The sequence below is a fragment of the Segatella salivae DSM 15606 genome, from assembly GCF_000185845.1.
Classification (GTDB): Bacteria; Bacteroidota; Bacteroidia; order Bacteroidales; family Bacteroidaceae; genus Prevotella; species Prevotella salivae.
The window spans coordinates 1,726,910-1,741,776 of sequence record NZ_GL629647.1 but is presented as its reverse complement, the minus strand read 5'-3'; the positions used below and the strand labels follow the sequence as shown (position 1 = coordinate 1,741,776).

Below are 14,867 nucleotides of genomic sequence, written 5' to 3'. Positions count from 1 at the left end.
CCATTCGTGCATAAATCTGAGTTATTCTGATATTTGTATGTCCAAGCATCTTTGATACAGACTCCATTGGTACCCCTTTGGATATAGACATAGTGGCGAAAGTATGCCTTGCCATGTGGAAGGTTAGATTCTTTTTTATGCCACAAAGGTCGGCAATTTCTTTCAAATATGAGTTGATACGCTGATTGCTCATCATTGGAAATACCTTTCCACCTTTTCTGTTAATGTCATAGTACTTTCTTATGATGGCAAGGGGAATATCCAGCAGCATGACATTTTCATCTACGCTTGTCTTGTACCTCTTGGTAATGAGCCATTGTCTGTCTTCGACGGTAACAATCTTATCGTAGGTAAGATTATATACATCAATGTAGGCCAATCCCGTGAAGCAGGAAAAAATAAAAATATTCTTTACTAACTCCAGTCGTTCTATTTCAAAGTGCTTCTTCATAATACGGAGAACCTCTTCTTCTGTGAGATAGCCACGGTCCACCAACTCGTAGTGCAGTTTGTGGTTTGCAAACGGATCATGCATAATAAGACTTCTGTTCCTCGCATAGTTCACGACTGTTTTCAGGTTTCTCAATTTCTTGGTGGTTGTGTTATGCACACCACCTACAACGGATGTTAGGTACAATTCGAAGTCCTGGACAACGGCACTTGTCAGTTCTGTCAGTCCAATATCCTTGCGATGATACTTTGCTTGTAAGAAATCCTGAAAATTCTGCCTCACTACCTTATACTTATAAAAAGTACCCTTTGTTAATGTCTTGCCAACTTGTTGTGTGATGGAGTCTATGTACTTGTCAAAGACTGGGAGAAAAGTGGTAAACTCTTTGTCTGTACCAAGGAACACTGACCTGATAAGGTCTATAGAAAGTTCCTCTGAGACTTCATATTTCCTGTAAATCTGCATCAACGTTGTTGTCAGTGCATCTATTGAAGCATTGATGGAGAGTGCTTCTGCTGTTCTGCCAATCATTCTGCTAGTTTTGTTACTCCACTTGGATTTATCCACGAAAATTTTTGTAGAACCCAGATTTGCCATTTTGCCCCCGAGATACATTCGGAGCATTACAGGCGATTTTCCTTCTTTGTTCTCATAGTTGGAACGTAGGTAGTAGGACACCTTGAAAGTCGTTTTCATAACGCATCATTTTTTAGTGTAGCTTTCTTGGCTACAAAGTTCGACATAAATTGTTGAAAACGAGATGTTTGTATGCCGTCAATTTGGTAGTCATTTTCCATTCACTGCTACATTTTTTTGAGAGCCTGCTTTTGTGTAGCAGTTTCTGTAGCAGAAAATGACCGAATGATGACTATCAAAAGGTATAGTTTGGCTGTCAAACGGATATGGATAAAAAACAAAAAATCGCTGTAAAACCTTGATTTTACAGCGATTATCCTTGTTTTGAAGGCTAAAATGACGTATTGTTTGACGTCCTCTTGAAACCTATTTGTGGACCAGATAGGGCTTGAACCTATGACCTCCAGATTATGAGTCTGTTGCTCTAACCAACTGAGCTACAAGTCCGATAAACTAAGTTTGTGCGTGCAAAGGTAGTGGGTTTTGTGGAAAAAACCAAATAAAAGCGGAAAAAAACGAAGGAGAATGGGAAATTATCTTGTTTTTCTTATCGTATAAATCCATGCAGTTAGGTTCGTTGTCTTGTTTTTCTTATCGTATAAATCCATGCAGTTAGGCTTGTTGTCTTATTTTTCTTATCGTGTAAATCCATGCAGTTGGGTTTGCTTAGTATGTGACTTGAATACATAAAGTGGCAGTTTTCATTGTGTAAAGTGATAGTTTTCATCGTGTGAATTGATTGCTTTCTTGTGGTCAAGTCTATTGCTTTAGTTGCTTGTTTCTGGTAGATTATTTGGTGATATTGATTGTGCAACAATGGAAAAAGACTATCTTTGCATAAGATATAGCTGCACTCGACAAACTGAAAGACTCTTTCTTTGTGCTCGTTTGCAATATCTTTGCATAAGATATAGCTGCACTCGACAAACTGAAAGACTCTTTCTTTGTGCTCGTTTGCAATATCTTTGCATAAGATATAGCTGCACTCGACAAACTGAAAGTTTCTTTCTTTGTGCTCGTTTGCAATATCTTTGCATAAGATAAGCTGTAGTTTGAGTATATGAATACAATATATTTAGGGAAAGAAAATAATGCTGTGGCGCCTTGTGTGGCTACGATTGGCTTCTTTGATGGGGTACATCGTGGGCACAAATACCTCATTCAACAGGTGAATAGCATTGCTAAGGCGTGCGGATTGGCATCGACTGTGATTACGTTTGACCGCCATCCGCGTCAGGTTTTGCAAAGCGATTATGTGCCACAACTGCTGAATCCGCTTGACAGAAAACTGCTTTTGCTCTCTAAAACGGGCATAGACAATGCGGTGGTTCTGCCATTCGATGCGTCGGTGGCACAACTTTCGGCCTATGATTTCATGAAAGAAGTGTTGCGAAATCGTTTGAATGTCAAGAAGCTTGTTATCGGATATGACAATCGTTTCGGGCATAACCGCACAGAAACTTTTGAGGATTATGTGCGTTATGGCCATGAATTAGGAATTGAAGTCATTCATCACACCGCCTTTGAGCTGCATGGTGTGAACATCAGTTCATCGGTAATACGCGGCTTTTTGCAAGAGGGTGAGGTCGAAATGGCCACACTTTGTCTCGGCTATCCTTACACCTTGATAGGCAAAGTGGTTCATGGTTTTGCGCAAGGTCGGCTCATGGGTTTCCCAACGGCTAACATGGATGTGGCTGAAAGTGGTCAGTTGATTCCGGCAACAGGAGTATATGCTGTGAATGTTAAACTCAAAAACCAACCCCATCTGCTTCATGGCATGATGAACATTGGCCGCCGACCCACGTTCAACGGCACGGCATTGTCTCTTGAAGTCAATATTTTCAACTTCCGAGGCGACCTCTATGGCGAGCTGATTGAGGTGAGTTTCATTCGTCATATCCGTAAAGAGCGCAAGTTTAATAGTGCTGCTGAGTTGGCTGAACAGCTGCAACAAGATCGCACAATGATAGAAGAACAATTTAATAAAGACAGAGATTTATGAAGAAAATAGGGAAAGAAATTGCCTGGATAGGCTTATATATCGTCGTGTTTATATTGATACAGTTGGTTATTCAGTTTGCTTTTGCTGGTGGATATCTTGTATATTATAAGATGCCTTTGGCCAATTTGCGTAACCTTTTCATGAGCAACATTACGTTAACGATAGCTTCTACCATCGTCTCAAGCCTTATAACAATATTTGTTTTCTTGAAAAAAGGTTGGGCGTCGCGCTCTCGTGACTACCTTGCTTCACGTCCCTGGGCCACTCTTTTGTGGGTAGTTGTCGCAGCGATAGGCATTATCATCCCCTCAATGGGACTTGGAGAATTGTTTAAAGTCGATATGCCCGGTGAGTTACAAATGATGTTTGTGCGCATGATGCATAATCCTTTTGGTTATGTTGCCATAGGCGTCATCGTACCCTTTGCTGAAGAAATCGTGTTCCGTGGAGCCATTTTGCGCAACCTTCTCCGTCTTTTCGATGGCAAACCTTGGGCAGCTATCCTTATTTCGGCAGTCATTTTCGGCCTCGTTCATGGTAATTCTGCCCAGTTCTTAAATGCTTCTTTGCTCGGAATCTTATTGGGTTGGATGTTCTATCGCACGGGGAGTATCATCCCTGGCTTTGTACTTCATTGGGTCAACAACACCGTTGTATATGTTGTTGCCAATCTCATGCCGGGCTTTGAAGATGCAAGTCTAAGCCAGCTTTCCAATGGACGACCGATAGTTATCGCCCTTTACATCGTCTTCTCTCTATGTATTCTTATGCCCGCTTTGGTGCAGTTAAACATGAGAATGGGGGAGAATAGGGGGAAATAAAGCCTCACCCCCAGCCCCTCTCCGAAGAGAGAGGGGAGTAAAATGCCTTGAAAATAGAGTCCAAATAGAACAAAATTGTAGAACATATCACTCCCCTCTCTCTTCGGAGAGGGGTCGGGGGTGAGGCTTCTCCTTACTTCTTCATCACTCTCATGCTATTCATCACGGCCAATAATGCCACACCACTATCGGCAAACACAGCTTCCCAAAGGTTTGCCATGCCAAGAATGCCGAGCAACATCACTGCTACTTTCACGCCAATGGCAAAGATAATGTTCTGCAAAACGATGCGATGCGTGCGCTTACCAATGGCGATTGCCGTCGCAACCTTCGTCGGATCATCGGTTTGAATAACGACATCTGCCGTCTCAATGGCCATGTCGGCACCCATCTTTCCCATAGCAACACCAACGTCACTCAGGGCTAACACAGGGGCATCATTAATGCCGTCACCGACAAATGCCACGCTTTTCCCTTCTTGTTTCAAGGCTTCAAGGTGAGCCACCTTACCCTCGGGGAGCAGGTCTCCATAGCCTTTCACAAAACCTTTGCCATCTTCAAAGTGCGCAATGAGTTTGTCGATGAGGGCTTGTTTGTCGCCGCTAAGCACCTGCATAGCCTTGATTCCTTGTGCTTTTAGCCGTTTAGGAAGGGCAAAAACACCTTCTTTTGGGGTGTCACTCAATAGAATATATCCTTTGAAAACATGGTTTTCGGCCACTGCAACAATGGTTTCTGTCGTGTGTTTCAAGGCTTTGTCATAGCTCACTCCCTCTTTTTCCATGAATTTCAGCGTGCCCATCACCCATGATTTATACTTCATTCCATAGCCCGGAACATTCTCAATAGCTAACTTGTCAATGGTTTCGAGGGGCTGAGGTTGCAGAGATGACACGATAGCCCGTGCGATAGGGTGACTACTTACGGCTTCAACGGCTGCCACAAGTGATAGGTCTCCTTCGCTAAGCCCTATGGTTTTCTCCACCCGAAACACTCCCGTTGTCAGCGTACCTGTCTTATCAAACACCGCCATATCAAGCTTTGTAACGGCATCAAGGCTATTACTTCCCTTGAAAAGTATGCCTTGTCGGCTCGCAGCGCCAATGCCTGCGAAGTATCCTAAGGGTACACTGATGACCAAAGCACAAGGACAACTGATGACAAGGAAGACCAAAGCGCGTTGCATCCACGTTGTAAACTGATAGTCAAATGAGGTGAACAGCGACACAATCCAAGGCAAAACAACTGTCAGTGCAGCCAGAGCAATCACTGTTGGCGTATAAACATGGGCGAAACGATGAATGAATGTCTCGGTAGCCGACTTGCGTTCGGCAGCCTCTTCAACCATTTTCAGTATGCGGCTGATGGCACTTTCGCCTGCCTTTCGCACAACATTGAGTCGCACAACACTATCCGTTGCAATCATTCCTGCCATGACTTCCTGGTTCGTTTCTATCAATCGTGGCACTGATTCGCCTGTAAGGGCGGCGGTGTTAAACGTTGCCGGAGCCTCCAACAAACGTCCATCGAGGGGCACACGCTCGCCCGGTTGCACCTCAATAACAGCCCCAATCTCTACTGATTCTGGCTTTTCTTTGCGGCCATCTGCCAAGCGTGCAAAGTCAGGTCGAAAGGAAAGAAGACTCTTTATGTTGTCGCGTGCACGGTCAACAGCCTTGTCTTGCAACCCTTCGCCTATGCAATAGAGCAACATAACGGCTACGGCTTCGGGATATTCTCCTAAGAAGAACGCCCCAATCGAAGCCACAGACATCAGCATAAACTCACTAAAGAAGTCGTGTTCTCGCCTAATCGACTCCCAAGCTTCACGCATTACGGGCAGGCCTACAGGCACAAAGGCCACGACATAGATACAAAAGATGATGCGAGGATGAACAAACCATCCCATGTTTAGCTTGTCGAGTGCCAAGCCAATGACTAAGAATATCGCCGAGGCAATAATTAATCCCCAGTTCATTCCTTCTTCTTCTTCTTCGTGTTGATGTGTTTCGTGTGCCATATTTAATTTGTTTTGATTTCTGCATGCAAAGATAAAGCAAAGATTTTGCAACCAAGTTGCAAAGTGGAGTGGGGTGTATAATTTTTTTGTTCAGGCGAGAATATGGCGTTTGTCTATTCACATCGTATCGGGTTTTGGTGTTAACGATTTTCGAAAGAAATTTGTTTGCCGATGCACACATCGTTGACATACCAACCGTTTTAGGGCTAACGATTTTCGAAAGAAATGGCATGTGCGGAACGAAGTCTATGGTATGGTTAAATGGTTCATTATGAATGAGTTATCGTTTAATCTTCGTCCTCCCTGCACTTTGCGTCATTTCGTGCCGTGTTTTGCCTCATTTCATCGGGTAAAATGCCACAGATCATACGCCCATTTGCCGCAAATCATTTTTTTATTAAAAACAAATGAAAAGATGATAAAGGTTATAGAGAATATCCACGAAATATAAATGATGTGCAAAAAGGAATCGTGTTAGCATGCAACGCCATCGGTATCGCGGTAAATTCCCAATGGATACACCCGCCATTGCGAATGTTATAACGATGCAATACCATCGGTTTTATGCCAATATTTCAATGAATACATCTGCCATTGCAAATGTTGCAACCACGCAACGCTGTGGTTGTTATACCAATATTCCAATGAATGTATCCCCTATTTTGTATGTTGTAACCACGCAATAATGTCGGTGTTATATTAATATTCCAATGAATGTATCCACTGTTTTGTATGTTGTAACCATGCAATAATGTCGGTGTTATATTAATATTCCAATGAACGTGTTCGCCACAATGAATACTCTCACCACGCAACTCGGTACGAGTTGTTCTTTTGATAGCCCGGGGTTGGCGAGGAACGAGCCTACCCCGGGTGAGCATCCACAAGGAGATTCAACGCCATCGGTGTTGAGCTTTTTCTATGAAGTCACGCTTACTATGAAACCTTTTATGGCGGATTAATCAAAAAAAGCGCAACACCTACGGCGTTGGTCCACGCAAACCGTATGCTAACCCAGGGTAGCCTGCACTATCGTTTGGCAACCTTGGGCTATCAAAAACGCAACACCTACGGCGTTGAAATGTGCATTTTGTAATACAATTGATGACAACATGCGAATAAATAAATAGTAAAATGTACTAATATTTCAATGAATATATCCACCATTATGAATGCCCTCATGGTGCAACTCGGTACGAGTTGTTCCTTTGATAGCCCGGGGTTGGCGAGGAACGAGCCTACCCCGGGTAAACGTTCGCAAGGAGATTCAACGCCATCGGTGTTGAGCTTTTTCAATGAAGTCACGCTTACAATGAAACCTTTTATGGCGGATTAATCAAAAAAAGCGCAACACCTACGGCGTTGTTCCCCGCAAACCGTATGCTAACCCAGGGTAGCCTGCACTATCGTTTGGCAACCCTGGGCTATCAAAAACGCAACACCTACGGCGTTGAAACATTCATATCATCGCGTGATTGACGGCAATATATGTATGAATAAATATTGGATTGCGCCGAAAAAACGCAACACCTACGGCGTTGAAATGTTCATATCATGGTGTGATTAACGGCGTCATACGTATGAATAAATGGTGAACTACAATCTTAAAACCATAAAATTGTCTTATGCAAACACTGCATATACATTTGTGTTATGGTCATTTGATTTTCTATTTCCTAAGTATTCTCCCCCTATCTCTTGCCTATTCGCCTTATTTGCACTATCTTTGCAGAAGATAGGCTGCACTCGGTAATCTACAAACGAGTTTGCATTACGCTCGTTTGCACTATCTTTGCAGAAGATAGGCTGCACTCAGTAATCTACAAATGAGTTTGCATTACGCTCGTTTGCACTATCTTTGCAGAAGATAGGCTGCACTCGGTAATCTACAAATGAGTTTGCATTACACTCGTTTGCACTATCTTTGCAGAAGATAGGCTGCACTCGGTAATCTACAAATGAGTTTGCATTACGCTCGTTTGCACTATCTTTGCATCAAATAAATTGTTAAGCATGACAGAAGATTTCGACATAAGAGAAGAGCGTATTTCGACGGAAGAGAAGGACTTTGAAAACGCACTTCGCCCGCTAAGATTTGTTGATTTCAACGGCCAAAAGAAGGTGGTTGAGAACTTAGAGATATTTGTTGAGGCCGCGAAATATCGTGGAGAGCCACTTGATCACACGTTACTTTACGGTCCACCGGGACTGGGAAAGACGACGCTAAGCAATATTATTGCAAACGAACTTGGCGTGGGTTTCAAGATAACCAGTGGCCCTGTGCTTGACAAACCCGGTGACTTGGCGGGCATATTGACGTCACTTGAGCCCAACGATGTACTCTTTATAGACGAGATTCACCGTCTTTCGCCCGTAGTAGAAGAGTATCTTTACTCGGCAATGGAAGACTATCGCATCGATATTATGATTGATAAGGGCCCGTCAGCACGTTCGATTCAGCTCGATCTTAACCCCTTTACACTCGTTGGAGCAACGACACGTAGCGGTATGCTTACAGCCCCTTTACGTGCTCGTTTCGGTATTAACATGCACTTAGAATACTATGATCCCGAGACATTAAAACGCATTATACGTCGTTCTGCCATGCTGTTGAAGGTGCCAATTGACGATGAAGCCGCTATCGAAATTAGCAGAAGAAGTCGTGGAACGCCTCGTATTGCCAATGCGTTACTGCGTCGTGTGCGTGACTTTGCACAGGTAAAAGGAAATGGAACGATTACAAACGAGATAGCACATATAGGACTTCAGTCGCTCAACATTGACCAATATGGACTTGATGAGATTGATAATAAGATATTACTCACTATAATTGACAAGTTCAAAGGAGGCCCTGTGGGTGTTAGTACGATAGCAACGGCGATAGGAGAAGACGCTGGTACGGTGGAAGATGTCTATGAACCATTCTTGATTATGGAAGGTTTCATCAAACGAACGCCCCGTGGTCGCATGGCAACTCCATTGGCTTATGAACATTTAGGGCGTAATCCTTATATGGGAAATGTAATGGAACCTGGGCTGTTTGAATAGAGATGGTCTCACAACAAGCCTCTTTCTAAGAAATAGAGGAGCGTCTGTCGCGCTGTAATATATGTGATTTGAAGGTCAGATTCAAAGCTTTATATCATCTTTTTAAATAGTTATGCCTATGAAAAGAATGCTCTTTTGTTGGATAATCCTAATGGGATTATTGACGAGTTGCAGTCATTGCGTGTTGCATTCAGGTGGATTTGGTGATGCCGATTCTATTCATGTAGAATATACAGGGATGGCAGGAACAACACGATTTGTTATCAACCATAGTGACACGCTCACGATATTGAAAGGTGTTTTCTTTCGTGATACCCTTGGAAATGATAGCCCTGTTCTCTTTGAACCAGTCAAAAAACTTGCTCCTAACGATGTATTGGTGATTAAAAGTCTGGCTCGTCAGCTCTTTGTTGAACGCTCAAAGCCTGATACTTTGTGGGTAAAGCCCTATGAATATGGTGCTACAGACTGGCCAATTCTTTCCGTTCATGTGTTTAAAAAGGGGAAAGAAGGCGCCTATTATTATGATACTGGCGAGGAAAAGAATGGCATTGTGTATTCCACTTCCACTAAGATTAAGTACTCACCTGCCTTTCTTGAGTTTACACATCGGCTGGATCAGTGCTTCGAAGAGGCGCAAAAAACGAAATGAAAAAGAAGAAACAGGCAAGTGATTTCACCTGCCTGTTTCTGTTATTTCTTATAAATGGAGGGTTAAAGAGCCTCCAGCCATGACCCAACAGCCTGGTTGTTTCACGTTACCTACATCCACATAGCTTCGGTTTAGAAGGTTGTTTCCCTCGAGATAGAGGCTATATTTCGGCATATTCCACGCCAATCGAGCATCCAATAAGCCGTAAGAACCATAACGATGTAGTGCTCCTGACGGATCCTTATACGTGCCCATGCGATGCTGAAAGCGGTAGTTTACGTTAAGATCTAACGCTTTCCAAAGGTTCAATTGCAGGCTACTTGTCACCTTATTCTTTAGATATTCCAACGCGTAAAGGCTGTGAATACCGGCTGCTTCTATTTGATGTTGTTGAATGAAACAATAGCCAACACTAAATGATTTCAATAACTTCTGACTTGGAAGTAACTGGCGGAAGTCTGCATTTAGTGTCGTTTCAAAGCCTAAAGCGTTAATCGTTCCGAAGTTAACTGACTTCCAAAGTATTGCTCCTGCAGCGTCTTTTTCACCATCATCAATCCAATCGATGAGGTTAGTATGGTGGTTATAGAAGCTACTTACAGTGCCTGAAAGTCCCTTTTTGTTATATTTCACTCCGACTTCTACGGCAGAAAGTTCTTCAGGTTTAAGGTTTGGATCGGCCTTATGGCCTCCAACCGAGTAGAAAAGTTCGGTTACTGATGGCATGCGTAGCGACGTATTATAACTCGCATAGACTTTCCATGCATCGCCAAATCTATAACTTGCGTTGATGCTTGGATAGACTTTTACATTCATTTCGGCCCAACTGTTCTTCACACCCACTACTCCTGCCGACATCGTTAGACGCCCAATGAGAAGGTTATGCTCTGCAACGAACTGGATGTTTGTGCGATTAAGTCCCATCTTATACATCACATTGTCGGTTCCTTTCACGTGTTTGGGCTTGGAAAGTGGGTTGCCAAGGTTCGTACTTACTAAGTCTTCGTTTCGCAATTCAGCACCAAACGCCGTGCGACCTAACGTCCAATCAAAGTATGCATTGACGTTAACGCCGTAGACATCTGTACGATGATAGTTGAAAGGATAACGTTCCGCATGGTTGCGAAAGAGTTCAAAGCGGTCGTAGTTATGATTCCAATAGATAGCCGGATGCCATTTAACAGCACCCTTTCTTGTTTCAGCTTGCACCGCCGTATAGGTCTTAAAGGTATGTTCAAACTGGTCATCATACTTGGAACTATAGTTAGTACTCGAGCCAAAGTCTTTGTTACTAAGGCCTGCATGCCAACTAATGGAGAGGTCATCATCGTCATAAAAGCCCTGATAAAAAGCCTTCTGACTTCGGAAGTCAGTATTTAACGCGCCGGCTTTATTGCGATTATAGCCATCGGTTCGCATGAAACTGCCCGATAATTGATTGTTCCATTTGCCCCTCGCTACATTGATTCTTCCTCCCGAAGTGACTGAGCCGAAGCTGCCACTTGCCGCATGTAGGGTGACACTTGAAGTTCGATTGGCCTTTGTAACGATGTTTATGGCACCAAGAAGTGACGATGTTCCATAAACACTTGCAGCCGGTCCTTCGAGTATTTCAATGCGTTCTATCTCACTGATATCCACGGGAAAATCAAATGCATTGTGTCCCGTTTGCGGATCACCAATGTTGATTCCATTGAGAAGCACCGTCATCTGCTCATAGTTTCCGCCTCGAATGCTCACGTCAGTCTGCGCTCCCAATGGGCCACGCTGACGCACATCGACGCCTGAAACCAATTTCAATAGGTCGTTAACACTATGTACTGGCGCCGCGTTTACATCCTTTCGACTCAGTACAGTTACCATTCTCGACTGCTGACTTTGCGTCAGAGGCGCCCTTGATCCGGTGACTTTCACCTCGTCAAGCAACGTGGGTTGTCCGCTCTTATAAAGCGAAGTGTCGGCTTTTTGCACGTCAGTGCTAATGCCTTTTGCTTGCGCATTAGAGAGTGTTGCCACGCTAAGTATACCGATAATTACCTCTTTACCAAGGCATGAAAAGAGTGCAAAGCCCTTGTTGGTAAAGTGATTAAAACGGATACAACGGCGCTCGTTGAAAACTGTTTTGTTCACGTTTAAATTATTTATTAACGTTTATGCAACTGCAAAAACGATGGCAAAATTAGTAAAAATAAATGAAATAAGGAGTAGAAATGATAGAAATTTGTAAATAATAAATATGGAAAAAGATTGCCAAGTGCAGCTAACGGAGCAGCGGAATGGGCTGGTTCGCGTTGATACACATTAGATTATATCATGTGCTTTACCGCCTTTTGGCGTGTGTTATCGCTGTTTTATTGTTCCAAACACTGCTTAATCTCAGCAAAATTATCAATGATATAGTCGGCAAATGCAGCCTCAAGGTCTTCTCTTTTGCCATTTCCATAGGTCACACCGCAGGTCTTTGCCCCCGCATTTCGCCCCATCTGAATGTCAAAAATGGTGTCGCCGACCACCAGAGCCTCGGCAGGTTGCAACCCGAAATGATGCAAAGTGTTGAGCACTGGCTCAGCATTTGGCTTTGCATTTTCAACATCGTCAGCCCCCAAAATCAAACGAATATAGGGCTCTAAATGCAGTTCTTGAACGAAAGCTACCAACGATTGATGGCCTCGACTGCTTGCAATCGTCACGATAAGTCCCTCATTATGCAATTGTTTTATCGTCTCAACAACCCCCGGAAAGGCAGGAACGGCGCCGGGAACATTGTTTTCCATGAACAATTTATGATAGAGATGAGCACATGCTTCGGCCTGTTCTTCAGTCATGTTTTGCAAGGCTTTGAAACATTCTTTCAATGGAAGTCCGATGGTTTTCGCACATTCTTCGGTCGTGCGTTCAGGCAAACCGAGTTGTTTGAGCGTTGTTTTCATCGTGCGGGTGATGAGTGCTTGCGAGTCGCCGAGCGTTCCATCGAAGTCCAAAATCACAATCTTTGTCTTCATCTTCGTTGCAGTTTTGCTCGCGAAGTTACACATAAAATCGCAAAAAATAGCTGCTTTTCGGATATAAAATGCCGCAGCCCATCTTTTCGTGGGTTATAAACCATAAGTCAATGATAATCAAAATGTTATCTCATTTCATAAAAATGGTTTTGCAGTTTGCACCAAATCAGCCTATAATTTGCATCAAAACACGCGATGATTTGAGGCATTTCATCGCACGAAATGCCCCAAATCGTTTTATGTCATCAGGCAAAACGGATGACGGATGCGCCCAATTATTTGAACAATTTGGGCACAAACTCACTCAAATAGATGCGCCAATTACGCCAAATATGCCCTCCTTCAGTCTCTAAATAGGTGTATTTGAAGCCCTTACTATCAAGATAATGGCGCAAATTGGCATTGCTTTGATAGAGGAAATCGGTGCTACCTATGCCTATCCAAAATAGCTTTGGGTGCTTCATGAATAGCGTGTTGAGTTTCTCATTGCGTCGAGCGTAGATCTCTTCTATGCCTCCTTTCTGCTCTTTATCAATGGCAGCAGAGAACAATCCGATGTAATCGAAGGTGTCAGGATGGTTGATGGAGAGATAGAGTGAATGGAAACCACCCATCGAAAGGCCTGCAATGGCGCGATGAGCCTTGTCGTTTTGGGTGCGATAAGTATGCTCAACAAAGCGCATTAAGTCAGGAAATGCCTGCTCAAAATAGCCATCCATTGTCTTCGGTAGGTGCATTGTAGGAAGTTTAAAGCCTTCGGGCGTTTCGCCAGGGCAGGCCACTTGCGAGATGTTTCCATTCGGCATGACGACTATCATGGGTTTAGCTTTGCCCTCAGCAATAAGGTTATCGAGGATTTGTACGGCTCTTCCGAGTTCTGACCAGGCTTGTTCGTCACCGCCCATACCATGTAGCAGGTAGAGCACGGGATATTTTTCGCGGCTCGTTTCATAGCCAGCGGGGGTGTAAACAGTGCAGCGTCGTGTCATTCCTGCCGTCGGACTGTTATACCATATCTTTGAAACTGTGCCATGAGGAACATTGTTTACCTTGTAGAGATTGGCTCTTCCGCCGTCTATTAAGAATATACTTGCAACGTTGGCAACGTCTCTCAACACATAGACATTTGACGGATCAGCCACCTTTACGCCATCAATGACCATGTTATATTGGTAGAGTTCGGGCGCCAAAGGAGTCTTTGTGGTGTATGTCCATACGCCGTTTGCGTCTTTGTTGAGGTCTGTTGTGCCTGCAATTTCATATTCTCCTTGAGGCGTTTTCACCTTTTGTGCTGGCAGAAAGTCACCTGTTACCTGCACCTTTTGAGCCTCGGGAGCATTGATTCTGAAAGTAACCGTCTTGTCGTTGTGTACTTCTGGCGACATGGAACCTTGTGCATTGAAGATGTTTTGTTGGGCAAAACAGCCTGTCGAAACACTCATAAGACAGAGTGTAATCAATTGTTTTTTCATATCTTTTGATTTTAGTTGTGTCTATGTTTCTTTTGATTGTTTCGTTTCTTTGAATGATTTCGTCGTGTAAAAGTAATAAAAAAGTGGGCCGCCTCCTATCTTTCTGTCGTTTTTTTTAATAATTTTGCACGTATGAAAATAGGTGTTTTTTGTTCTGCAAACAATCAGATTGATGCAGAATACTTTAGATTAACCAAGGAGTTTGGAGCTTGGATAGCCCGCGAAGGCCATTCCGTTGTCTTCGGAGGAACCAACACTGGGCTGATGGAAGCTATCGGAACAGCCGTTCATGAGGGTGGGCAGAGAGCCATAGGAGTTATTCCTCGCATCATTGAAAAAGGCGGAAAGGTGAGCAAGTCGGTAGATATCAACATCGCATGTGACAATCTTAGCGACCGAAAAGACTTGATGTTAGCACAAAGCGACATATTCGTTGCATTGCCAGGTGGCATAGGAACACTCGATGAAGTGTTTACCATTGCAGCCAGCAACACCATTGGTTATCACTCCAAGAAAGTGATTTTGTATAACATGAAAGGCTTTTTCAATCCAATCATTGCCTTACTTGACGCGTTGCAAGCACAGGGTATGATTCGTGGATTGTGGTCTGATTATATCCAAGTAGCCTCAAATCTTGACGAAATTGCAGCCTATGTAGCTCAAGTATAGATGGAAAAGAGTTGTAAACACATCGTGCTTTGCCTTATGGTGGGTGTCATAAACTTGTTTTGTGGCTGTCAAACAACAAGGCAACGTGCTG

12 protein-coding genes and 1 tRNA gene are annotated in these 14,867 nt (G+C 43.5%); 7 read left to right on the top strand and 6 right to left on the bottom strand.

Going from position 1 to position 14,867, the window contains the following annotated elements; genetic code table 11:
- The coding region (locus HMPREF9420_RS07090) for a site-specific integrase (RefSeq protein ID WP_007134855.1) at window positions 1-1,147 on the bottom strand (1,147 nt) is incomplete at its 3' end.
- A gap of 313 nt (window positions 1,148-1,460) precedes the next feature.
- A tRNA-Ile gene (locus tag HMPREF9420_RS07080) sits at window positions 1,461-1,534 on the bottom strand.
- Window positions 1,535-2,147: 613 nt separating this feature from the next.
- Here HMPREF9420_RS07080 and HMPREF9420_RS07070 point away from each other — a divergent pair.
- The gene (locus tag HMPREF9420_RS07070; protein WP_007134852.1) at window positions 2,148-3,092 is read left to right on the top strand and encodes a bifunctional riboflavin kinase/FAD synthetase; all 945 of its coding nucleotides are present in this window, start codon (window positions 2,148-2,150) and stop codon (window positions 3,090-3,092) included.
- Complete coding sequence (locus HMPREF9420_RS07065) at window positions 3,089-3,913, top strand: CPBP family intramembrane glutamic endopeptidase (protein WP_007134851.1); 825 nt, start codon at window positions 3,089-3,091, stop codon at window positions 3,911-3,913. The genes HMPREF9420_RS07070 and HMPREF9420_RS07065 overlap by 4 nt, the downstream gene beginning before the upstream one ends.
- Before the next feature lie 133 nt (window positions 3,914-4,046).
- On the opposite strand, the gene HMPREF9420_RS07060 is transcribed toward HMPREF9420_RS07065, so the two are convergent.
- Window positions 4,047-5,933 (bottom strand): heavy metal translocating P-type ATPase, encoded by a 1,887-nt coding sequence (locus HMPREF9420_RS07060; protein WP_007134850.1) that lies wholly within the window; start codon window positions 5,931-5,933, stop codon window positions 4,047-4,049.
- Window positions 5,934-6,727: 794 nt separating this feature from the next.
- Between HMPREF9420_RS07060 and HMPREF9420_RS13210 the strand changes: the two genes are divergently transcribed.
- The 4 genes from HMPREF9420_RS13210 (at window position 6,728) to HMPREF9420_RS07045 (ending at window position 9,633) form a co-directional block, all read left to right on the top strand.
- Window positions 6,728-6,895: a hypothetical protein gene (locus tag HMPREF9420_RS13210; RefSeq protein ID WP_248628085.1), complete on the top strand. Its 168-nt coding sequence runs from the start codon at window positions 6,728-6,730 to the stop codon at window positions 6,893-6,895.
- A gap of 188 nt (window positions 6,896-7,083) precedes the next feature.
- Complete coding sequence (locus tag HMPREF9420_RS13205) at window positions 7,084-7,269, top strand: hypothetical protein (protein WP_081457439.1); 186 nt, start codon at window positions 7,084-7,086, stop codon at window positions 7,267-7,269.
- A 677-nt stretch (window positions 7,270-7,946) separates the two neighbouring features.
- The gene (gene ruvB, locus HMPREF9420_RS07050) at window positions 7,947-8,981 is read left to right on the top strand and encodes a Holliday junction branch migration DNA helicase RuvB (RefSeq protein WP_007134845.1); all 1,035 of its coding nucleotides are present in this window, start codon (window positions 7,947-7,949) and stop codon (window positions 8,979-8,981) included.
- A 118-nt stretch (window positions 8,982-9,099) separates the two neighbouring features.
- Window positions 9,100-9,633 (top strand): hypothetical protein, encoded by a 534-nt coding sequence (locus tag HMPREF9420_RS07045; RefSeq protein WP_044079151.1) that lies wholly within the window; start codon window positions 9,100-9,102, stop codon window positions 9,631-9,633.
- Window positions 9,634-9,681: 48 nt separating this feature from the next.
- Here the strand turns inward: HMPREF9420_RS07045 and HMPREF9420_RS07040 are convergent, their stop codons facing one another.
- From HMPREF9420_RS07040 to HMPREF9420_RS07030, 3 genes are all read right to left on the bottom strand, one after another.
- Complete coding sequence (locus tag HMPREF9420_RS07040; protein WP_007134843.1) at window positions 9,682-11,763, bottom strand: TonB-dependent receptor plug domain-containing protein; 2,082 nt, start codon at window positions 11,761-11,763, stop codon at window positions 9,682-9,684.
- Between the two features lie 221 nt (window positions 11,764-11,984).
- A complete protein-coding gene (locus HMPREF9420_RS07035; protein WP_044079150.1) occupies window positions 11,985-12,635 on the bottom strand; it encodes an HAD family hydrolase in 651 nt (216 codons plus the stop codon).
- 275 nt (window positions 12,636-12,910) lie between these two features.
- On the bottom strand, window positions 12,911-14,107 hold the full coding sequence (locus tag HMPREF9420_RS07030; RefSeq protein ID WP_007134841.1) for an esterase: 1,197 nt from the start codon (window positions 14,105-14,107) through the stop codon (window positions 12,911-12,913).
- Window positions 14,108-14,239: 132 nt separating this feature from the next.
- Here HMPREF9420_RS07030 and HMPREF9420_RS07025 point away from each other — a divergent pair, with 132 nt between their 5' ends.
- Window positions 14,240-14,776, top strand: coding sequence for an LOG family protein (locus tag HMPREF9420_RS07025; protein ID WP_007134840.1), 537 nt, complete (start codon window positions 14,240-14,242; stop codon window positions 14,774-14,776).
- Window positions 14,777-14,867: the final 91 nt, after the last annotated feature.

What these genes read in the sequence shown, in the direction of transcription:
- HMPREF9420_RS07030 (WP_007134841.1), bottom strand. Translation starts at nt 14,107, where the DNA reads ATGAAAAAACAATTGATTACACTCTGTCTTATGAGTGTTTCGACAGGC.
- HMPREF9420_RS07025 (WP_007134840.1), top strand. Translation starts at nt 14,240, where the DNA reads ATGAAAATAGGTGTTTTTTGTTCTGCAAACAATCAGATTGATGCAGAA.
- HMPREF9420_RS07060 (WP_007134850.1), bottom strand. Translation starts at nt 5,933, where the DNA reads ATGGCACACGAAACACATCAACACGAAGAAGAAGAAGAAGGAATGAAC.
- HMPREF9420_RS07035 (WP_044079150.1), bottom strand. Translation starts at nt 12,635, where the DNA reads ATGAAGACAAAGATTGTGATTTTGGACTTCGATGGAACGCTCGGCGAC.
- ruvB (WP_007134845.1), top strand. Translation starts at nt 7,947, where the DNA reads ATGACAGAAGATTTCGACATAAGAGAAGAGCGTATTTCGACGGAAGAG.
- HMPREF9420_RS07065 (WP_007134851.1), top strand. Translation starts at nt 3,089, where the DNA reads ATGAAGAAAATAGGGAAAGAAATTGCCTGGATAGGCTTATATATCGTC.
- HMPREF9420_RS07045 (WP_044079151.1), top strand. Translation starts at nt 9,100, where the DNA reads ATGAAAAGAATGCTCTTTTGTTGGATAATCCTAATGGGATTATTGACG.
- HMPREF9420_RS13205 (WP_081457439.1), top strand. Translation starts at nt 7,084, where the DNA reads ATGAATATATCCACCATTATGAATGCCCTCATGGTGCAACTCGGTACG.
- HMPREF9420_RS07070 (WP_007134852.1), top strand. Translation starts at nt 2,148, where the DNA reads ATGAATACAATATATTTAGGGAAAGAAAATAATGCTGTGGCGCCTTGT.
- HMPREF9420_RS13210 (WP_248628085.1), top strand. Translation starts at nt 6,728, where the DNA reads ATGAATACTCTCACCACGCAACTCGGTACGAGTTGTTCTTTTGATAGC.